Below are 20,520 nucleotides of genomic sequence, written 5' to 3'. Positions count from 1 at the left end.
TCGGCCGCCCAAGCGCGCTCAAACCGGCAGCTCCGCACGGCTGGAGATGACGACGTCGGCAAGGCCGTAGGCGACGGCTTCGGACGCGTCGAAGGTGACGCTCCGGTCGGTGTCCTCGCGGATCTTCGACGCCGGATGCCCGGTGTGCCGCGCGAGGATCTCGTCCATCTCGGCCCGCACCCGCGCGACCTCACGCGCCTGGATGGCCAGGTCGGGAAGGGTGCCGCGCGACTGCGACGACGGCTGGTGCAGCATCACCTTGGCGTGCTTCAGCACAGCGCGCTTGCCCGGCGTGCCTGCGGCGAGCAGTACGGCCGCCGCTGACGAGGCATGTCCCATGCAGAAGGTGGCGACGTCGGGACGGATGAACTGCATCGTGTCGTAGATGGCCGTAAGCGCGCTGAACGAGCCGCCGGGGGAGTTGATGTAGAGCCCGATCTCGGTGTCGGGGCTCTCCGACTCGAGGTGCAGGAGCTGGGCCATCACCACGTTGGCGACCCCGTCGTCTATCTCGGTGCCCAAGAAGACGATCCGGTCGGACAGCAGCCGGGAGTAGATGTCGAAGGCGCGTTCGCCGCGCGGGGTGCGTTCGACGACGGTCGGGATCGTGTACTGGCTCATCGTCACAGCCCCGTCCGGTGCGCGAGGGGTGCGGGACGGATGTCGTCCATCCGCTCGACCACGTGGTCGACGAGGCCGTACGCGCGGGCCTCCTCGGCGTCGAACCAGCGGTCGCGTCTGCTGTCGAGCTCGACGGTCTCGAAGGGCCTGCCGGTCTGCTCGGCGGTGAGCCTGGTGAGCAGGGTGCCGATGCGCTCGAGCTGGCCCGCGTAGATCTCGACGTCGGCGGCGGTCCCGCCGAAGCCCGCCGAGCCCTGGTGCATGAGGATCTGGGCGTGCGGCAGGCAGTAGCGCTTGCCCGGGGTCCCCGAGCTGAGCAGGAACTGGCCCATGCTTCCGGCGAGGCCGAGCGCCAGCGTGCTGACGTCGTTCGGAATGAGGCGCATGGTGTCGTAAATGGCGAGTCCCGCGCTGACCGAACCGCCCGGGGAATTGATGTACAGGCTGATGTCGCGGCGCGGATCCTCGGCCGAGAGCAGCAAGAGCTGGGCGCAGATCCTATTGGCTATCCTGTCTTCCACCTCGGCCCCGAGCACCACGATGCGCTGGTAGAGCAGGCGTGCGGTGAGCTGGTCGTCGATCCCGCCGACGATCCCTTCCACGGCGTCGCGCATTTTCTTTCCCCTTTCCGGGAGTCCGGGTTTCGCGGCCCCCGTTCTCGAAGATAGGCAGTGGGGAAAGGCGCGGAAAGCCATCTCTGCCGACGGCAGATTTTCTGTGCGCCCCCGGATCCGGGGGCGCACGGCGCGGTCCGGTCCGTCGCGAACTTCCGCTCGCGAGCCGGCGTCCAACGGGTCGTACCCCTGTACCGGTCGGCTCGAAGGGCGGCGTCCGTGCGTCCCATTCCCTTGTCACTTGCCTTGGTAGCCGCCTCGTCCCTACTCGTCGCGCTTCCCGGCCCGGCTTACGCGGCGTCCCCTGCCGCGCCCTACGACTTCGACGGCGACCGCCGTCCCGACGTCGTCATCCCGGGCCCGCAGCTGAAGAAGAAGGGCGGCCGGCAAGGGGTCGTCGCGATCCGGTACGCCAAGGCGGGCCGCAAGCAGGTCCTGTACGGACGCTCAAGCATCGACCTCGCCTCCGCGGACTTCGACGCCGACGGCTACGCCGACCTCGCCATCGCCGACCCGGACGACGGCGGCATCCACGTCCACCACGGCTCCGCGAAGGGTCTGCGCAAGGACGCGGACTTCCTCTCGACGGGAACCACCAACGTCTTCGAGGTGGACGCCGGAGACGTCGACGCGGATGGCCGCCCCGACCTCCTGTTCTTCGCGGGCAACCGCTTCGGCGTCTTCTCCGGCGCGCCCCCCGGCACGCCGCCCGTGCTCACGAAGGTTTCCCACCAGTCCGTCCAGCCCGAGGTCGCCGACTTCACGGGCGACGGAGTCGACGACGTCGTCATCACCAACCTCCGCTGGGTTCCCCTGCTGTACGCGGGAGGCCCCGACGGGATGGCCGAGCCCGTCGCCCTGACCGACCTCGCCCAGAACCGCTTGACGCTCGCCGCCGACATCAACGGGGACGGCCGCACCGACCTGCTCACAAGGGTCAGGGGAGCCTTGCGCGTCAGCCTGGGCGTCCCGGGCGGCTTCGCCAAGCCGCAGGTCCTGAAGGGCTCTTCTCCGGGCGTACCCGGCGGGGCGTGGGGTTCGGACAGTTCTTTCACCGTGGGCGACGTCAACCGGGACGGCCGTGACGACGTCGTCGTGGGCTCCCGCCTCAACGGCCAGATACGGGTCCTGTACGGGGCGAAGAAGGGGCTCACCACGAAGGGCGCGAAGTTGTACACCCGCAAAGGCGTCGGCGGTGGAGCGCAGGAATGGCCGGGCTTCGGCTCTGCGGTCTCCCTTGCCGACGTGTCCGGTGACCGTAAGCCGGAGCTGTTGATCGGATCACCTGCTGAGGGCAAGGGCCGCGTCTATATGCTGCGCAACGTCAAGGGTGTGATCACCGCGAGCCGTCCGACGCGGCTCACTCCGAAGACGTTCGGCTTGACCGGGTCGTCCTTCGGGCAGGTGCTCCGGCCCTGACCACCTCCCAGAAAGGCACTCGTCGTGCGTAGAGCACTCGCCGCGCTCGTGGCGTCCTACCTGCTCCTCGTCGTTCCCGCGCCGCCCGCCTCGGCCGCCGCGCCGAAGCTGACCTCCTTCGGCTACGGCAAGCTCAAGATCGGGCAGAGCAAGTCGAAGGCCCTCAAGACCGGCATGATCAAGATCACGGGCAGCTCGGGCGCGGGCTGCACCACCTTCGCGTTCAAGAAGCCGAAAGCCGCGAGCGGTTACCTGTCCAGCAAGTACGGCGTCATCGCCATCTTCGCGGCGAAGTCCATGAAGACCCCCAAGAACATCGGCATCGGCTCCACGTGGAAGGCCGCCAAGAAGGCTTACCCGAAGCTTAAGCAGGGCCCGAACGTCGCCTACACGCCGGCTCCGGGCAACAAGAAGGCCCAGTACTGGTTCCTGTTCGGCCCCGACAAGAAGGTCTACGAGATGGGCCTCGTGCACAAGAAGCAGCACTGCTTCAACTGACGCCCTCCGGCTGACCCCGCCTCGAAGCGCGGCGCGGTGGCGCGATGCGGCCCGGCGCGGGGTCTGGCGCGCCGCCGCTTTTCGGGGTCCGATGGGCGAGTACGGCAGGACGCGGGTACGTCCTTGCTGGTCACAGGCCCATCGGAAGCTGAGGAGCGCGCGGTGGCACAGGAACGGACGCCGGACGAGGCCGCTGGGGCGGTCCCGACGCCGGTAGAGGACATGACCCTTCCCCAGGAGGCCGAGGAGCTCTCCTGGGGAACCTTCCGCCGGCGTACGGGGTCGCCCGGACGCCCTTCGCGAGGCTGGTAGGCCGGGGGCGTCAGCCCGGGACGAGCACGACCTTGCCGCGTGACGTCCTGGTCTCGATCGCCAGGTGCGCGGCGGCGGCGTCGGCCAACGGGAACTCCGTCACGGCCGGGAAGACGTCGCCGCGCTCCACGGCCTCCAACGCGAGGGTCTCCAGTGCGCGCATCTCCGCGATGGGCGCGCCGAGGGGGCTGCCGAGCGTAACGCCGCGCTCGATGATCTCCTGGGCGGTCGCCTCTATCGGGGTGCCGCTGGACCACCCGTACACGAGGTGGCTTCCGCCCCGTCCCAATGCCTCGAAGCACGCGCGCGCTACGGGCCCGCCAACACCGTCGTAGACGACCGTCGCGCCCTTCTCCCCGACGGCTTCGCGGAGCCTTTCCACCCAGTCCTCGGCCGACGTGTCGACGAGCACAGGACGGCTCCCGTCCTTCGCGGAGATCTCGGCGACGGCCTCCCTCTTCGCGTCTCCGCCGTACAGGGCGACGGCACGGGAACCCGCCGCGAGCGCCAGGTAAGCAAGCTGGTTACCGAGCCCGCCTGACGCGCCCGTCACGATGACGGTGTCTTCCGGCCCGGAGGAGACCTTCGCACGGGCGAGCTGCGCGGTACGTCCGGTGCCTATCGCGGCCACCGCCGAGGCGTACGACACCCCATCGGGCAGCTCGTGCAGGGACGCCGCAGGCGCGAGCGCGTATTCGGCGTACCCTCCGCTGAGGAACCCGACGTGGGCCACGATCCGCTTGCCCGTCCACTTCCCCGCGACGTCCGGGCCGACCGCCTCGACCGTCCCGGAGACCTCGCGTCCCGGCGTCATGGGCAGCCGAGGGGGCGGGAGCGTAGGCGGCCCCTGGCCTTCGCGGATGGAGGCGTCGACGGCGTGGACGCCCGCCGCGCGCACCTTCACCAGCACCTGCCCTGGACCGGGCTCCGGCCGTTCGGTCTCTTCCAGGACAAGGACGTCGGCGGGTCCGAACTCCCGCTGCACGATCGCTTTCACGCTGCCACCTCCATGTTTCGGTTGTCGGATGCCGGGTGTTCGGCGGGGGCGTTCGTCCTCGGCGCGATCAGGACGGCGGCGAGGCCGACCGCGGCGCTGAGCGCGAACACCCCGGTGAAGCCGCCGTAGGCGGCCGAGAAGAGAAGCCCGCCGAGCGCGAGCGCGAGGGCGCCGCCCAGGGAGTCGGCGATGGCAAGTGCCGAGGAGTTGAAGCCGCGCTCGGCGGGCGAGGAGAGGCTGAGCGTCAGGGTGCTCAGCCGGGGGTACATCAGGCCCATTCCCGCGCCGCCGACGCCCCAGGCAGCGATCGCGGCGGCGGCGGGCAGCGTCAGCGCCTCGGCGGCAAGGACCGCCGCCAGCGACCCGAAGACGAGCGCCGATCCGATCCGCACCCCTGCCTGGTGGGTCATCCGCTCGCCCAGCCTGCCCTGGACGGCCGACGCGCCCGCCCAGGTGAGGCCGCCGACGGTCAGGCTCAGGCCGGCGAGCGCGGGAGCGAAGCCGTACCTCTCGGTGAGCAGGTACGGCAGGTAGACGTCACCGCCGAAGAACGCGGCCGAGACGAGCCCGCGGGTGAGGATGACGGCAGGGAGGCCGCCGCGCGCGACGAGGGTGCCGCGCGGCAGCAGCGGCCGGACCGCGACGAGCGCCACCGCGATCGCGACCGCGGAGATCACCGCGCCGACCCGGGGAAGCCCGCCGAAGAGGTTCAGCGCGAGCACGCCGGCCGCGGCGAGCGTCGCCCACCCCAGGAGCCCGAAACCATGCGCCGACGCCTTCTGGGCCGTCTGAGGGCCTGATCCGCGCAGCGCGGGCACGACCATGAGCATCGCCACCGCGACGAGCCCGACGACGCCGAGGAACACCCACTCCCAGCCGAACAGGTCGATGACGCCCCCCGCGATCGCGGGCCCGACCAGCGCGGGGAAGATCCAGACCGCAGCGAATCCGGCGAACAGCTTCGGCTGCAGGTTCTCCGGGTAAAGCCGACCGACCACCACATACAGCGCGACGGTGATCGCCCCGCCGCCCAGCCCCTGGAGCAGCCTCCCGGCGACGAGCACCTCCATCGAGGGCGCGAGCCCGCAGCCGACCAGGCCCGCGCAGAACAGTGCGACCGAGGTGTACAGCGGGACGGTCGGGCCGCTCCGGTCGGCCCACAGGCCCGCCGTGACCATCCCGATCACGCCGGTCGCGAGCGGCCCGGCGAACGCGAGCGAGTACCAGCGCGCCCCGTCGAGTTCGGCGCTCACCGCGGGCATGACGGCGGTCACCGCGACGCTCTCGAACGCGGCGAGGAACACGAGCGCGCACGACCCGATCGTCACCCAGAGGAACTTGCCCCGGAGGACGCCCGCCTGTTTTGTCGGCTTAGCCGTTTCTCGGAGGGAACCGGACCGTTTGAAGGAACTCATGCGGTGAAGGTAGAACTTGAACCTCGGTTGAGGTCAAGCTGGGCGAAGGGGAGGCGACGTGGGCGAACGCGAGCGGGGCACGCTGACCGTGGGAGAAGCCTCACGGCGAAGCGGAGTCCCGGTCTCCGCGCTGCACTTCTACGAGCGGGAGGGCCTGATCACCGCCGAGCGGACCGCGGGCAACCAGCGGCGTTACCACCGCACCACCCTTCGGCGGCTCGCCTTCATCCGCACCTCCCAACGGCTCGGGGTCTCCCTGTCGGAGATCCGCGAGGCCCTCGACTCCCTGCCTTCCGGCCGCACCCCCACCCCGGAAGACTGGTCCGCGCTCTCGGCGGGGTGGCGCGAGCGCCTTGACGCCCGGATAGCCGCCCTCGTGGCCCTGCGCGACACCCTCGACGACTGCATCGGCTGCGGCTGCCTCAGCCTCGCGTCCTGCGCGTTGAACAACCCGGAGGACGTCCTCGCCGCCCACGGCCCCGGGCCCGTCAGATGGCCTTCGGCTCCTCCGGTGAAGGCGTCCGAGTGCCTGCCCACCGGCTGCGAGACCGCCTGAGCCCCGCGCGATCTTCCCTCCGGGCGAGCCCTATCGGGCCGTAGTGCCCGCGCGTAGTGTGGACGGGCATGCCCCCCATGCGCGCGAGGATGCCCTCGACCGGACGGACGACGCCGCAAGGGGCGGCGCTCGCTTGGCTCGGACATCCAGTGACGCTGCTCGCGGTGGTCGTGCTCGCCGTCAACGACCACCTGCTGAAGCCCGCCTTTACCGGCCTGCTCACGGGCAAGCTCAGTGACTTCGCCGGGCTGGTGTTCGCGCCCGCGCTCCTCGCGGTGGCCCTGGCGGCGCTCGGATGGGCGGGGGAGCGGGCCGCGGCCTTGTCCGTCCTCGCTACAGGAGTTGGCTTCGCCCTGGTGAAGACGACGTCTGTGGGCGCGGCGGGAGCCTCGGCGGTGTGGAGCGCGGTCTCGGGCCCGTCGGTGATCCTCGCCGACCCCGGCGACCTCCTGGCGCTGCCCGCGCTCGCGGTGAGCTGGGCCGTCCATGTCCGCACCCGGGGGAGCGGCCCCGGCGCGCGCTGGGTGCGGTTCGTGAGGGTGCTCGTGGTGGTCCCCTTGGCGGTGCTCGCGACAGCCGCGACGTCCGCTCCGGCCGAGCGCTCGGTGCGTGACGTCTGGGTGGAGGACGGCCGCCTGTTCTTCAGCGAAGGCTACGACTTCGCTTCCCGTGACGGCGGCCTGACGTGGGAGCGGATCGACCCCGAGCCCGTCCCGACGACGCCGTCCCCGACGCCCACCTACGCCACGCCCACCCCACCCTCGCCTCCCGCGACCCCGCTTCCGCCCGTTCCGGAGGTGCCATACGGCCAGCCCAGCGCGTGCCTCCCCTCCCAGCCGACCCACTGCTACCGCGTGGTCCCCGGAAGGCTCGCGGTACAGGAGACCGACGACGGACGCACCTGGCGGACCGCCTGGGAAGTCTCCGAAGGCAGGACCGACTTCCTGCGTCGCCAGTCCTTCAACAGAGGACTCGACCCCCGGATCGAGAGCATCGGCCTCGCCGTACAGGAGGTCGCGGGCGGACACGTCGTCCTTGTCGCCAACGGCGGCGACGGCCTCACCCTGCGGAACGCCCAAGGCGAGTGGCACAGGGCGGGGTTTCCCAAGATCGTCGATGGGCGGGTCGCTCCCATGGCCGAATGGCGGGTTCCCGACGCGACCGACGTAGGGGCGTACGGCACCCGTGCCGTCTACACCGGCCTGCTGGTCTTCGCCTTGGCCCTCGGAGCGGGACTCCTCTCGGGCCGCGCCCTCTACTGGGGGGTACCGCTCACCGTCCTGGGCGCGGCCCTCGGCCTCACCCTGAACTCGATGGATCTGCTCGTCCTCCTGGCGGGTCCGCTTTCCATCGTCATGCTCATCATCGGCGTCGTCCTGCTGCTCGTGGCGGCCTCCACCTTCCCGGACGGCCGACGTGTCTTGTCCTGCGGCGGCGTCGCGGTCCTGTCGGCCCTGCTCGCGCCCCTGCCCTTGGTGGTGTGGGCGTCCGGCGCCCTCGACGGGCTGAGGATCGCCGCCCTGCTGACCATCCTCCTGGCCGCCGCAGGCGTTGCCACGTCCTACCTCGTAGGACGGGCCGTCGCCCTTAGGTGAGCCGCTTGTGAAGGGGTGCCGCGAGGTCCGTCACGGTGAGCAGAAGCGCGACGGTGTAATCGATGAGGTGATCGCGGTCGATGGGCACGTCGCCGCGCAGCCAGGCCGCTATGAGGTCCCACAGACCTGACGTCAGGGTGAACGACGTCAGCGCGAGATCGGTGTCCGAAAGAGGCGTTTCGCCCAGCAGGTACCGGGTCCGTTTCGCGAACAGTGTCGCGAGGTTCTCGATGATCTCGCCGCGCCGCTGCTGGAGCAGCGGGTTCGCGGGGAACTCGTGGCCGAGGACGTGCGCCAGGCGCGGGTCGGAGGTGAGGAAGTCGACCGTGGCCGTCACCGACGCCCTGGCCAGCTCGGGCAGGTGCGCGGTCACGTCCTCGGCGGCCTCGAGGATGCGCGCGGTGCCGAGCGCGGCCTGCTCGTCGACGATTGCGAGCAGCAGCGTGTCGCGGTCGGCGAAGTTCTCGTAGAAGTACCGGTCGTTGAGGCCGGCCAGGGAGCAGACGCCGCGCACTGTCGTGGCCGCCCAGCCGCGGGTGCCGAGCAGTTCGAGCCCGGCCTCCATCAGCGCCGCGCGGCGCTGCGCGCGGCGTTCCTCGGCGGGGACCCCCCGGTAGGGGCGGGTGCGGTGCTGGGACGTCACGGTCTGATTCTGCCGCACCCCTTGACGGCCCCCGAAATTCTGGTCATCGTTAGCACCAGAATTTCTGGTGTGCCCCATCACCAGAAATCGCACAGCGGGTGCGCACGTCGAGGAGGGCGGTCTCGGTGACCACGGACAACGCTGCGGGCAAACTAGCTCTCGAGGACATCAACCTCGCCGATCTGAGGTTCTGGAGGCGGCCGCTCGACGAGCGCGCCGAGGCATTCCGGGTGCTGCGGGCCACGCCTGAGCCGCGCCTGTTCACCCTGCCGCGCATGCCGATCGTCGGGCAGAGCCCCGGCTCATACGCGCTCGTCAGGCACGCCGACGTCGCCGAGGCGAGCCGCAACCCCGAGGTCTTCAGCAGCGAGCCGACCGCCACGAGCCCGACCGATCTGCCCCGGATCGTGGAACGTTACTTCAAGTCCATGATCGACATGGACGACCCGCGGCACGCCAAGATCCGCCGCGTCGTCTCCCGCGCCTTCAGCCCCCGGATGCTGTCCAAGGCCGAGGACGACATCGCCGGGCGCGCGAAGCGGATCGTCGACGAGCTCATCGCGTCGGGCCCCGGCGACTTCGTCGCGAAGGTCGCGGTGCGCCTGCCCGTCGAGGTCATCTGCGACATGCTCGGCATTCCGCAGAAATACCACGCGCAGGTCGTCAAGTGGACGAACATCACCGTCGGGTACACCGACCCCGAGTACATCGGCGCGGAGGTCGACTACAGCTCGGGCGCGGGGAAGATGAGCACCCTCGGGATGCTGCGCACGCTCGGCACCATGTCGCTGGCCGGATGGCGGCTGCACAGGCTCGCCGCGCGCCTCGGCCGCGAGCGGGTGAAGAACCCGACCGGCGACCTCACGTCAGCCCTGGTCAACGCCAACGTCGACGGCGAGAAGCTCAGCCCGCAGGAGTTCGGCGCGTTCTTCCTGCTCCTCGTCGTCGCGGGCAACGAGACGACGCGCAACGCCATCGCGCACGGCCTCAAGCTGCTCACCGACCACCCCGACCAGCGCGCTCTCCTGCTCGAGGACTTCGACGGGCACATCGCGGGCGCGGTCGACGAGATCATCCGCTACGCCAGCCCGGTGATCTTCATGCGCCGCAACCTCACCCGTGACTACGAGCTGAACGGCCACACGTTCCGCGCCGGAGACCGGGTGACGCTCTACTACCCGTCGGCGAACCGGGACGAAACGGTCTTCACCGACCCCGAGTCCTTCGACATCACCCGCTCGCCCAACCCGCACATCGCGTTCGGCGGCCCCGGCCCGCACTACTGCCTCGGCGCGAACCTCGCCCGCCGCGAGATCACGCTGATGTACCGCGAGCTGTTCACCCGGCTGCCCGACCTGCGCGCGTCCGGCGAGCCCGACCGGCTCCAGTCCGGCTTCATCAACGGCATCAAGCGGCTGCCCTGCACGTTCACCGCTCCCGCGTCCTGAGCGCCCCGCTCCGGCGGGCACGCCCGCCGGGGCACCTCCTGTCCTACGCTGGCGGGATGCCGACGCGAGGGCTGCCCAGGGGCCGCAACGCGCTGCCCGCGCAGGAGGTGGCGCGGCTCCAGCGCGAGCGGCTGTGCCGCGCGATGGCCGAGGCGATGGCCGAGAAGGGCTACGCGGCGACGTCCGTCGAGGACGTGCTCAGGCGCTCGGGCGTGTCGCGCCTGACGTTCTACCGTCTGTTCTCCTCCAAGGCCGACTGCTTCCTGGCCGCGCTCGACCGCGCCAACGAGATCCTGCGGACCCGGATCGCCGACGCCGTCGCGGAGTTCGGCGACGGCGGCGACGCGCTCGCCCGCACCGAACACGCCCTCGACGCGTACTTCCGGATGCTGGAGGAGGAGCTGCCGTACGCGCGGGTCTGCCTTGTGGAGATCTACGCGGCGGGACCTGTGGCGGTCGCACACCGGCGTGAGATGCACGAGTCCATGGCCGCCTTGCAGGCACGCGTCCTCGGCGTCACCGCGGGTGGGGCGCGCTAGAAAGACATTGCTGTTCATCTGAGATCGGTCCCCCCGCCGTCAGAGAAGAGGCCCGCTGTGGTCGCACCCCTGCTCCCCGCCGACCCAAGGCGGCTCGGACCCTACTGGCTCGCCGGGAGGCTCGGCGAAGGGGGACAGGGCGTCGTGTACGTCGGCTACGACGCCGACGGCGTCCGAGTGGCCGTCAAGGCGTTGCACGCGTCGGCCATGAGCGGCGCGGACCGGGTCCACCTGCGCAAAGAGGTGGCGGCGCTGGAGAAGGTCGCGTCCTTCTGCACCGCCCGTGTGGTCGAAGCCGACCTCGACAACACGCCGCCGTACCTCGTCAGCGAGTTCGTCCCGGGACCCGACCTCCAGAGCCGGGTGGAGAACGACGGCCCGTTCACGCCCGACGCCCTGCGCCGCCTCGGCGTCGGCATGGCCACCGCCCTCACTGCGATCCACGCGGCGGGTGTCGTCCACCGCGACCTCAAGCCCGCCAACGTGCTCCTCGGACCTGACGGCCCCCGTGTCATCGACTTCGGCATCGCCCGTACCGAGGAGATGTCCCGCAGCGCCACCGGGCTCAAAGGCACCCCGCGTTGGATGGCCCCGGAGCTGTTCCGCGGAGAGCGGGCCACAGAGGCCGTGGACGTGTGGGCGTGGGGAGCCATCATCCTCTACGCGGCCACAGGACAGCCTCTCGTAGCGGGCGACAGCATTCCGTCGATCATCCACGGCGTCCTCAACGCGGAACCTGACCTCACCCCTCTGCCGCCAGCCTTGCGCCCGCTCGTGGACAGCGCCCTTGACCGGGACCCGGAGAGACGGCCCAGCGCGCGCAGACTCCTCGACGGACTCATCGGCGAAGGCACAAGGGAAGGGGGCGCGCTCGAAGCCGGGCAGAAGGCCGCGGCCTCACTGCCCGCCCCGGCTCCCGCGCCGAGCCTCGGCGACCAGGCCGAGCACATGTACAGCGCGCTCGACCCCGAGGCGCGTGCGGCCGTCCCGCGCGTCCTGCTGCGGATGGTCGGCGGCGTCCCCGAGACGTTCCGCGCCCTCCCGCGCGCCGCGTTCCAGGACGTCGAGACGTCCCCGGCCGCCCTCGACCGGGCCTTGGCCGCAATGACGTCAGCGGGTCTTGTCGTCCAAGACGGCGACCTCTACGGGCTCGCCACCCCCGCCCTCGTACGCGCCTGGCCACGGCTGCGCGTCTGGACCGCGGAAGAAGGCCCCGCCCTGGCCGCCCACCAGGGGCTCGCCGACGCGGCCCTGCGGTGGGACCAGCACGGCCGCAGGCCGGGAGACCTGCTTCAGGGCGCGGCCTTGGACGAGGCCGTCACCGGCACCGTCGCGGGCCGCCGCCACCTCACCCTTTCGCTGCTGGAACGGGCCTACCTTGACGGCTCCGTCACGGGTGCGCGCCGCCGCGCCCGCAACCGGGGCCTTCTGAGCGCGGCCCTCGGCGTCCTGCTCCTGATCTCCACCGGGACGGCCGCAGTGGCCGTCATCCAGGGCCGCGACCTTGCGGAACGCAACATCACGGTCTCCCTCCAGCGGGACGAGGCGGTCGGCACCCAGCTCGCCAACGCCGCCATCTCGATGCGCAGGGTGGACCCGGTGACGGCGCGGAAGCTCGCCATCGCGGCCGGGGCGCTGGCCCCCGACTCGTTCGAGGCCCACAGCGCCCTCATCACCCTGTACCACCAGTGGGAGCGGGATTCCTTCGCGCCACCCGGCTTCGACACACTTCGGGGCACGTCCTACAGCTCCGATGGCAGGCTGCTGGCTTACGCGTCGCAGAACGGCGTCGAGATCCTCGACATAGACGCGCGGAAGGTCACCGTCTCGTTCCCTGTCCAAGGGCAGCCGATCGGCCACGACAGGGAGAGCGTGTCGCTGAGCGGGGACGGCAAGGTCGTGTCCGTCCTTCACGACGACGGCCTTGTGGAGTTCTATGACGTGGCCACAGGGCGATCCCGTCCGACGACGTTCAAGGTGCCCGAGCCGTACGTCGAGCTCAACGAGGACGGCACCCGGATGCTGTCCGTCCAGCGCGATCGCACCCTCGTCCGGGACACCGTTACGGGCAAGACGGTGCTCGACCGGCCGTACCACTTCAACGTCGCGTCCTTCACCCGCGCGGGCAACCTCGTCGGGGCCAGGGGCACGTCAGTGGAGGCATGGAACGCCGTCACAGGCGAACGCGTCAAGCTGCCGCGTATGGACCTCGGCAAGGAGTCCGTCAGCGATGTCGTCGCAAGCCCGGACGGCAAGATCCTCGCCGTCGCGCAGGAGGACAAGACGCTGAGGATCATCCGCTGGGAAGAGAACAAGATAGACACCCGGACGATCCCCAAGATGAAGGCGTCCGGGTTCATCGCCTTCAGCCCCGATAGCAGGTACCTGTCTATCGGGGACTCCGTATGGGACCTCGACCTGAAGTCCGACACCCCGGCGCTGCGTTACCCGTCCGACGGCTGCCGCTCACGCGTCTTCGGGCCCGACGGCACGACCCTGCGCTGCGTCGACGCACGCATGCGCGTGAACGTCATGTCGCTGCACGCCGTCCAGGAGCCCGTCCGGCTCTCCGACCTCGAGTACGGGACCGAGGCCCTGCTCAGCGGGGACGGGCGGACCGTCGTCGTCCAGGCATACGAGACGCTCGACGTGTACGACCCCCAGACGCGCCAGAAGCGGCTCTCGCTCCCGATCGGCGCGCTGGACGGCCCCGTCTACGCCCTGTCCCACGACGGCGGCCTGCTCGCCGACGCGCGCCGCGACGGCCGCCTCGACCTGTGGGACGCGCGCACCGGTCAGAAGCTGCGCACGATCGCGACAGGCCGCCGGTTCGTCAGGGAACAGCCGCTCGCCTTCTCCCCGGACGGCCGCACCCTCGCCACCCTCACCTACGACGACGGCCCCACCGTCCTCGACCTCTGGGACGTGCCCACCGGGACGCTCCGCGCGACCTCCAGGGGCGTCCCGACGGAGAAGTTCCTCGGCTCGGGGTTCAACCTCACCGGCGACCCCAAGGTGCTGTTCTCCCCGGACGGCAAGACCGTCGTGTCGGCGGGGGACCAGGGCGTCGTGGAGACCGCGACCGGCGAACGCCTCGTCGAGCCCTCCGACCTGTACTCCGCACGCGCCATGAGCCGTGACGGCGTCGTCGCCTCCGCCGAGGAGGACACCGTCCGCTTCTGGAACGCCGAGACCCTCACTCCCGGCGACAGCGCCGCCATCGGCACGGGCCCCGCCACCATGGCCTTCTCCCCGAACGGACTCCTCGCCGTCTCCGACGGCACCGCCCGCATCCGCCTCTACGACCCCGCCCGCAAACGCCCCCTCGGCATCCCCCTACCCGGCTACTACGTCCCACCCGCCTACGCCACCATCAGCCAAGCCACCTCCCTGGCCTTCACCCCCGACGCCACCCACCTCCTCACCACCGACCCCGAAGGCCGCCTCCGCACCCACCTCATCTCCCCCGCCCTCCTCCACACCGCCCTCTGCACCCAAACCCCCGCCCTAACCCCCACCGAATGGCGCACCCACCTCCCCACCCTCCCCTACCGCCCCACCTGCTAACGGCCGCTACCGGACGATCTCTGTCACCTCGCGCAGGAACTCGTACCAGGTCCGCACCTTGTGGTTCTTCAGGACGCCGTCAAGGGTCCTGCTCAAAGGGTGCGGAGAGTCCATGATCGCCGTGTTGCGCGCGGTGAGCCGTCCCAACTCCTCGGCGGTGGGCATCCGGTCGCTCTTGCCCGAGTTGCACGGGGCGTGCGTGGGCGCGAGATTCCACACCGCGTCAAGGTCGGGCCCCGGCCAGGGCGAGAACCGGGACATGAGGGAGAACGGGAGCACGTGGTCCACGGCGACGGGCGTGCCGTCGTCCAGGGGCTGCCAGCAGATCAGACACCGCCCGTACTGGAACCCCGTGACGGCGGGCACTACGCCCGTGACGGCCCGCCGCCTCCTGCGGTCGGTGAGGAGCATCGCCTGGGAGTCGAGCGCGAACCCCTCGTGCGTCAGGCTCCGTCCGATCTCGGCGGAGAAGGAGAATTCCACGATGTTCCAGCGCGCGTCCAACTCGCGGCGCAGCCCGGGAAGCTCCTCGCCGGAAGCGATCTCGCGCAGCGCGGGCAGCAGCCGGACCATGCGCGAGCCCCTGTCCAGCTCGTAGAACCGGTGCGGGACGCCGTTCTCGCCGCGCAGGTTGTGGAACTTGCGCATCACCATGCCGGGAATCGTCGCCACCGTGGCGCGCAACAGCTCCTCGGTGGGGGAGCCCGCCGCCTTGGACGCCGCGGCCTCGCGCGTCGCCACGTTGAGGAAGTCGGTCGGCGCGCCGACCGAACCGCGCGGCGCCTGCGGGGCCGCGTCGAGGTGGTCGACGATCCCCATCGCGTAGGCGGAGGCGAGGACGTCGAGCGGTACGTCGTCGCGGCCCTCGGCGGCGAAGCCGAGCAGGGCCGAGCCCAAAGCGAACTTGTAGGTCCGCGCGTTGGCGCCCATGAGGACGGCGAGCCGCCATGACGACCTGGCGGTGGGCTCGTGCCGGAAGAAGTCCGCGGTCAACGTCGTCTCCTGTGGCGGCAGGGGTCGGATTCTTCGGACATTAGTGGTGGGTGCCGACAGATTCTGACGTTGTGGTTATGTCGGGATTGTTTGGGGTTTGCCGAAAGCGACGGCGGTCCAGCCGACTCCCGGACGTTCCAGCAGGTCGGGGGAGTCGACGCGCCGGACGACGCGGAGGCCCTCACGCGCGCCGAGCGCCGCGGTGCCGTCCGGGTCGACCTCGAACATGCGGCGTCCTGGCGGCGGCGGGCCGAGGCGCAGCGTCAGGACCGCGGTCCCCGAAGGAGCGAGGAGCTCCGCGACGCGGCGCATGGCCGCGGAGCGCTCGTCCGGGGCGAGGTGCATCCAGACCGCGGAGAGCAGCACAAGGTCGAACCGGGCATCTCCCAGCGAAGGGAGCGCGGGAAGGGCGTCGTCCAGCCAGACGACGGGCACGTCGGCGTGGCGACGTCGCGCTAGCGTGCGCAGCCCGTCGGACGGCTCCACCGCCGTGACGCGGTGGCCGAGCCGGGACAGCGCGGCGGCGTCCCGGCCGCTGCCCGCGCCGACGTCGAGCACCCGCGCGGGGGCCGCGGGGAGCAGATCGAGCCACCCGGCGTGGACGTCGGCGAATCGCAGCCGCTCGTATTCGGCGACGAGTTCTGCGGCGTTCTCGTCATAGGCCGCGACTCCAGGCAGGATCACCCGCGCCATCGTAGGCAAGTACTTGTCTTATGTGGCTGTGGCCTGCGGGGGGAGGGAATTTTCGGGCTGTGGATAACTTTTTTTGGGGGCGTCGCGGGCGGTTAGGATGCGGGAAAACGTCGTCGGCGGGTGCCGGGGGCGGCGGTGAAAGGGAAATGGGGTGGAAGGCCATGCGCTGGTCTCAGATGCATATTCCGACATTGCGGACGGATCCGGCGGACGCGGACGCGCCGAGTCATCGGCTGCTGCTGCGCGCGGGATATGTGCGGCAGCTCATGGCCGGGCACTACTCGCTGCTGCCGCTCGCGGTCCGGGTGCGCGCGAAGATCGTCGGGATCATCCGCGCGGAGATGAACCGGATCGGCGCGCAGGAGTTCGCGCTGCCCGCGCTGCACCCGCGTGAGGTGTGGGAGCGCAGCGGGCGGTGGGACGTCATGGGTGAGGAGATGTTCCGCCTCAAAGACCGCAAAGGCTCGGATCTCGCCCTCGGCATGACCCACGAGGAGATTTTCGGCACGCTCGCCGCCGAACTGCACTCCTACCGGCAACTCCCGCAGATCTGGTACCAGTTCCAGACCAAGTTCCGCGACGAGCCGCGCGCCAAGGGCGGGCTGATGCGCACGCGCGAGTTCACCATGAAGGACTCCTACAGCTTCGACCTCGCCGCCGAAGGACTCGACGCCGCGTTCGACCGCCACCACGACGCGTACGTCCGGATCTTCCAGCGGCTCGGCATCCCGGCCATACCCGTCGAGGCGTCCTCGGGCGCTATGGGCGGGTCGGCTTCGACGGAGTTCATGTGCCCGGCCGAGGTCGGCGAGGACCTCGTCGTGCACTGCCCGTCCTGCGGGTACGCGGCAAACATCGAGAAGGCGGTATCCCGGCTCGCCGACGCCGACGCCGTCGACGCGCCGGGCCCCGAGCGTCCCGAACGGTTCGGCACCCCCGGCGTGCGCACGATCGAGGACCTCGCCCGCGGCTTCGGCGCGCCCGCCGACCGCCAGATCAAGACCCTCGTCTACGTCCTCGACGACGCGCTCACCCTCGTCCTGCTGCGCGGCGACCATCCCCTGAGCGAACAGAAGCTCATCGACGCCACCGGGGCCACCGCGCTGCGCCCCGCCCGCGCCGACGAGATCCGCGAGGCGCTCGGCGCGCTGCCCGGCAGCCTGGGCGCGGTCGGCGTCACCGGCCCGCGCGTCCTGGCCGACGAGGCCCTGCGCGGCCGCCGCGCCATGTTCACCGGCGCGAACACCGACGACGTCCACCTGCGCGGCGTCGACGTCGCGCGGGACATCGCCGTCACCGCGTGGGCCGACCTGCGCGAGGTCGCGGAGGGCGAACCCTGCGCCCGCTGCGGCACCCCACTCGAGGTGCGCAAGGCGATCGAGGTCGGCCACATCTTCAAGCTCGGCTACAAGTACGCCGACGCCCTCGGCATCGAAGTCCTGGACGACAAGGGCAGACGCACCCCCGTCATCATGGGCAGCTACGGGATCGGCGTGGAGCGCGCGATGGCGTCGATCATCGAGTGCCACCACGACGAGCGCGGCATCGTGTGGCCGGTGTCCGTCGCGCCGTTCGAGGTCGTCGTCACCGTCGCCCAGTCCGACGACCCCGACACCGCCAAGGCTGCGGAAGACCTCTACGCGGACCTCACCTCCGCCGGCGTCGAGACCCTCATCGATGACCGCGCGGAACGCCCCGGCGTCAAGTTCAAGGACGCCGAACTCGTCGGCATCCCCTACCGCCTCACCGTGGGCAAACGCGGCCTCGCCGAGGGAACCGTGGAGCTCACGCCCCGAGCCAGCTCCGCCACCGAGACCCTGCCTCTCGCTGAAGCCGTCCCCCGGCTCAGGGCCCTTCTGCACCCCCAGCCCGGCTGAAGAGCACACCCGCGCTCGCGCCGAAGCCCCGCCTCGGCCGTCGCTGATGGGCCTAGGTGTGCTGGCCGACTGCCGGTGTCGGCGGGCTTCCGGTGGCGACTTGCGCCGGACGTCCTAGACCTCGGTGACGGTCTGGAGCAGCCCCCAGACGAAGTGCGCGACGTAACGCCGCCCGTCCGGGGCGGTGAAGCCGGCGTGCCAGCGGCTCGGCCCCTCGCCCTCGCGATAGGTGAGCGGTCCGAACCGGAGTTCAAGGTCGCCGACGACGCATGCCCAGGGCGTCAGGTCGGCGACCGACTCCAACGCGGGCACCTCCACCCCGTCCGCCCGCACAAGCCACTCCTGGAGCACGACCCCGCCCGCCGCCGTCACCACCTCGAACCGCAACTCGGGCCACAACGCAAGCGCCCACTGCGCGACCTCGTACTCGACATCACCCAGCCGCCGCCCACGAACAACGTCAGGAGGCCCCAGAACAGCAACGAACCGCCCACGCCCCCGAGGAACCGCCCTCGACCGCGCCATCCGCTGCCACCGCGCGTTGACCTCCCGCATCTCCGTCCGCGAAGCCCCCAACGCCCGCACCGCCTCCTCCACCACCTCCGCCTGGTAATCCGCCATCCGCCGCAACAGCACCAACTGGAACTCCCGCCTACCGAACCCAAGCACCCCCCACCTCTACCACCCCCGACCCGCCCACCCCAAGGCGACGTCCACCCCGCCCACCACACGAAGCCTCCTTGAGGCCCACAGGCGTCCGTGAGTTCGCACCGCCGACAGCGGCGCTTCTGGCGCTTTGCTCCTACCGAGTCAAGCTGACCCGGTATCGGTGCGGCGGTCCGCACTTTCCCGTCGGCGCGTCAGGGACGGCCCGCGAGGGGCACGCGACTACTGGGAGGGGGATCACGGGTAGGAGATGCAGGTGGTGCCGGTTGCCTTGACGTTGGGTTCGGTGGGGTAGCGCCAGCGGCAGACGGCGGTGAGGGTGGTCTCCTTGGAGCCGTTGCCCTGGCAGGTGAGGGAGTCGTTGAAGAAGAAGTAGAGGGGGTAGCCGAGGGAGGAGCAATACCGGGCCATGTCCTGTGTGGTGACGCTGCCCACGGTCTTCGGGCTCGATGGAGGTGGGGGCTTCGGGGTAGGTCGTGGTGTTTCGGGGCTGGCGGATGGTGATGCGGTGGTTCCGCCGGGTTCGGGGGCGGGGTTCGCGGGTGGGGAGGCGTCCGGGGCCTTGGACTTGCGCGGGGTTCTTGTGGGCGAGGGCGTCCCGAGGGCCTCCTCGACCCCGGACGCCGGGCTCGACGCGTTGAGGGCCGCGCCGAGAGGACCGCGCTGCGGCTCGACCGGCCCCTGCGCCCGAAGCGAAGGGAAGGCGAAGTAACCGGCTCCGACAAGTGCCAGCACCGCAACGGCCGCAGCGGCGATCCCGACACCGCGCCGCCGTCCGCCCAAAGACGCGGCAATCCGGGCACCGCGTCCATGCTGGGACGCGTCGGAGATCCGGGCACGTCGTCCGTCCAGAGACGCGGCGTCGTCCTGAGCACGGTGTGCGGGCGGGAACGTGTCGGCATTCTGGGCGCGGCGTGCGGGCGGGAACGTGTCGGCATTCTGGGCGCGGCGTGCGGGCGGGAGCGCGTCGGCGCTCTGGCCGCGGTGCTCGCCCGCAGAAGCAGCGCTCTGCTCGCCATGTCCGGGCGGGGAGGAGTCGTCGTCGCGTCCGCCGCTCGGCGCGGCCTCGTCGACCCCGGATCCCGCGACGGGATCGCCGGTGAGCCAGGCGGGCGCGGGAAGCGCACGCAGCAGGTCCCCGACCTCGACGGCGGTAGGACGTTTCGCGGGATCCTTGTCCAGACAGGACAGAACGATCGCTTCGAGCCGCCCGTCAAGCCCGTCAAGATCTGGTTCGCCGTGCAGGACCGAGTACATGACGGCGGAGATCGTCGCGCCGCCGAACGCCGGCCTCCCCGTGGCGGCGTAGGCGATGGTCGCGCCCCACGCGAACAGGTCGGCGGGCGGCCCAGCCCCGTCGCCCCGGAAGCTCTCGGGCGCCGTGTACCCCGGCGTGCCGACGGTCTGGCTCCCGGTCAGCGACTGACTGACGTCCAGGGCCCGGGCGATCCCGAAGTCGATCACCACCGGACCATCAGGCCCGAGTATCACGTTCCCCGGCTTGAAGTCGCGGTGGACCACCCCCGCGTTGTGGATCGCCGCGAGCGCCGTCACCGTGTTGAGCGCCAGCCGCTCAAGCGCGGCCCCGCCCCGCACCCCCGACTCACGCACCGACGCCTGAAGCGACGGCCCGTCAACGAACTCGCTGACGATATAAGGCCGCCCCTCCAGCACCCCGGTCTCGATCACCTGCGCCGAACAGAACGGCGCGACCCGCTTCGCAAGCTCCACCTCGTCCAGAAACCGCGCCCGAGCCACCTCCTGCACGACCAGATGCCCATGCAGCACCTTGACCGCGACCCTCCGCCCACCCCCATCCCGCCCCAGATAAACAGTCCCCTGCCCCCCAACCCCAACCCGCCCCTCAAGCCGATACCCCCCCACCCACCCCGGATCCGTCCCCAAAAGCACCCCCACCCCACCCAAAACCCCTCCAACCTCCAGCCTCCCCGTGATCATATTCCCCAACGATCACCACCACCATCGCCCAAACCCGGCACCACACCGTTCCCGGTCCGGTTCGTCCCGCCCAAGGATCTGCGACGGCGGATGGGGTTCCTCATGGCG

Annotated in this window: 17 protein-coding genes; 8 read left to right on the top strand and 9 right to left on the bottom strand. The window is 70.8% G+C overall.

From position 1 onward, the window contains the following. Positions 1-18 precede the first annotated feature (18 nt). Both R9X44_RS22015 and R9X44_RS22010 read right to left on the bottom strand, forming a co-directional pair. Entirely contained in the window at positions 19-621 is a 603-nt protein-coding gene (locus R9X44_RS22015; RefSeq protein WP_319816133.1) for an ATP-dependent Clp protease proteolytic subunit, read from the bottom strand. Between the two features lie 2 nt (positions 622-623). Then, complete coding sequence (locus R9X44_RS22010) at positions 624-1,235, bottom strand: ATP-dependent Clp protease proteolytic subunit (protein WP_319816132.1); 612 nt, start codon at positions 1,233-1,235, stop codon at positions 624-626. A gap of 219 nt (positions 1,236-1,454) precedes the next feature. Between R9X44_RS22010 and R9X44_RS22005 the strand changes: the two genes are divergently transcribed. Next, complete coding sequence (locus R9X44_RS22005) at positions 1,455-2,654, top strand: FG-GAP and VCBS repeat-containing protein (RefSeq protein ID WP_319816131.1); 1,200 nt, start codon at positions 1,455-1,457, stop codon at positions 2,652-2,654. A 24-nt stretch (positions 2,655-2,678) separates the two neighbouring features. Next, the gene (locus tag R9X44_RS22000) at positions 2,679-3,152 is read left to right on the top strand and encodes a hypothetical protein (protein ID WP_319816130.1); all 474 of its coding nucleotides are present in this window, start codon (positions 2,679-2,681) and stop codon (positions 3,150-3,152) included. Positions 3,153-3,474: 322 nt separating this feature from the next. Here the strand turns inward: R9X44_RS22000 and R9X44_RS21995 are convergent, their stop codons facing one another. Together R9X44_RS21995 and R9X44_RS21990 are read right to left on the bottom strand one after the other, a co-directional pair. Next, on the bottom strand, positions 3,475-4,461 hold the full coding sequence (locus R9X44_RS21995; protein WP_319816129.1) for an alcohol dehydrogenase catalytic domain-containing protein: 987 nt from the start codon (positions 4,459-4,461) through the stop codon (positions 3,475-3,477). Further along, the gene (locus R9X44_RS21990) at positions 4,458-5,876 is read right to left on the bottom strand and encodes an MFS transporter (protein ID WP_319816128.1); all 1,419 of its coding nucleotides are present in this window, start codon (positions 5,874-5,876) and stop codon (positions 4,458-4,460) included. Before R9X44_RS21990 ends, R9X44_RS21995 begins: the two co-directional genes overlap by 4 nt. A 58-nt stretch (positions 5,877-5,934) precedes the next feature. Here R9X44_RS21990 and soxR point away from each other — a divergent pair, with 58 nt between their 5' ends. Both soxR and R9X44_RS21980 read left to right on the top strand, forming a co-directional pair. Continuing rightward, the gene (gene soxR / locus R9X44_RS21985; protein ID WP_319816127.1) at positions 5,935-6,432 is read left to right on the top strand and encodes a redox-sensitive transcriptional activator SoxR; all 498 of its coding nucleotides are present in this window, start codon (positions 5,935-5,937) and stop codon (positions 6,430-6,432) included. 68 nt (positions 6,433-6,500) lie between these two features. Beyond that, a complete protein-coding gene (locus R9X44_RS21980) occupies positions 6,501-8,027 on the top strand; it encodes a hypothetical protein (protein WP_319816126.1) in 1,527 nt (508 codons plus the stop codon). Here the strand turns inward: R9X44_RS21980 and R9X44_RS21975 are convergent. Then, the gene (locus R9X44_RS21975; RefSeq protein WP_319816125.1) at positions 8,020-8,670 is read right to left on the bottom strand and encodes a TetR/AcrR family transcriptional regulator; all 651 of its coding nucleotides are present in this window, start codon (positions 8,668-8,670) and stop codon (positions 8,020-8,022) included. The two genes, R9X44_RS21980 and R9X44_RS21975, sit on opposite strands and share 8 nt — an antisense overlap. 125 nt (positions 8,671-8,795) lie before the next feature. On the opposite strand from R9X44_RS21975, the gene R9X44_RS21970 reads away from it, so the two are divergent. Genes R9X44_RS21970 through R9X44_RS21960 form a run of 3 tightly spaced genes read left to right on the top strand, consistent with a single transcriptional unit; the run spans position 8,796 to position 14,224 of the window. Continuing rightward, positions 8,796-10,118 (top strand): cytochrome P450, encoded by a 1,323-nt coding sequence (locus tag R9X44_RS21970; protein ID WP_319816124.1) that lies wholly within the window; start codon positions 8,796-8,798, stop codon positions 10,116-10,118. A 56-nt stretch (positions 10,119-10,174) separates the two neighbouring features. Then, positions 10,175-10,657 carry a helix-turn-helix domain-containing protein gene (locus R9X44_RS21965; protein WP_319816123.1) on the top strand — a complete coding sequence of 161 codons (483 nt, stop codon included), beginning with the start codon at positions 10,175-10,177 and terminating at the stop codon, positions 10,655-10,657. A gap of 57 nt (positions 10,658-10,714) precedes the next feature. Beyond that, a complete protein-coding gene (locus R9X44_RS21960; protein ID WP_319816122.1) occupies positions 10,715-14,224 on the top strand; it encodes a serine/threonine-protein kinase in 3,510 nt (1,169 codons plus the stop codon). A 6-nt stretch (positions 14,225-14,230) separates the two neighbouring features. Here R9X44_RS21960 and R9X44_RS21955 read toward each other — a convergent pair whose 3' ends face one another. Together R9X44_RS21955 and R9X44_RS21950 are read right to left on the bottom strand one after the other, a co-directional pair. Beyond that, positions 14,231-15,217, bottom strand: a complete 987-nt coding sequence (locus R9X44_RS21955) for an HNH endonuclease domain-containing protein (protein WP_319816121.1) — start codon at positions 15,215-15,217, stop codon at positions 14,231-14,233. Between the two features lie 75 nt (positions 15,218-15,292). After that, positions 15,293-15,901, bottom strand: a complete 609-nt coding sequence (locus R9X44_RS21950) for a class I SAM-dependent methyltransferase (RefSeq protein WP_319816120.1) — start codon at positions 15,899-15,901, stop codon at positions 15,293-15,295. A 155-nt stretch (positions 15,902-16,056) separates the two neighbouring features. On the opposite strand from R9X44_RS21950, the gene R9X44_RS21945 reads away from it, so the two are divergent. Continuing rightward, a complete protein-coding gene (locus tag R9X44_RS21945; protein ID WP_319816119.1) occupies positions 16,057-17,787 on the top strand; it encodes a proline--tRNA ligase in 1,731 nt (576 codons plus the stop codon). Positions 17,788-17,901: 114 nt separating this feature from the next. Here the strand turns inward: R9X44_RS21945 and R9X44_RS21940 are convergent, their stop codons facing one another. Beyond that, positions 17,902-18,408: a hypothetical protein gene (locus R9X44_RS21940; RefSeq protein ID WP_319816118.1), complete on the bottom strand. Its 507-nt coding sequence runs from the start codon at positions 18,406-18,408 to the stop codon at positions 17,902-17,904. Positions 18,409-18,690: 282 nt separating this feature from the next. Further along, the gene (locus R9X44_RS21935) at positions 18,691-20,412 is read right to left on the bottom strand and encodes a serine/threonine-protein kinase (RefSeq protein ID WP_319816117.1); all 1,722 of its coding nucleotides are present in this window, start codon (positions 20,410-20,412) and stop codon (positions 18,691-18,693) included. Between the last annotated feature and the right edge of the window lie 108 nt (positions 20,413-20,520).

The sequence above is a fragment of the Actinocorallia sp. A-T 12471 genome (genome assembly GCF_033875155.1).
In the GTDB taxonomy this organism is placed as follows: Bacteria; Actinomycetota; Actinomycetes; order Streptosporangiales; family Streptosporangiaceae; genus Actinocorallia.
This window is presented reverse-complemented; position numbering and strand designations above follow the sequence as displayed.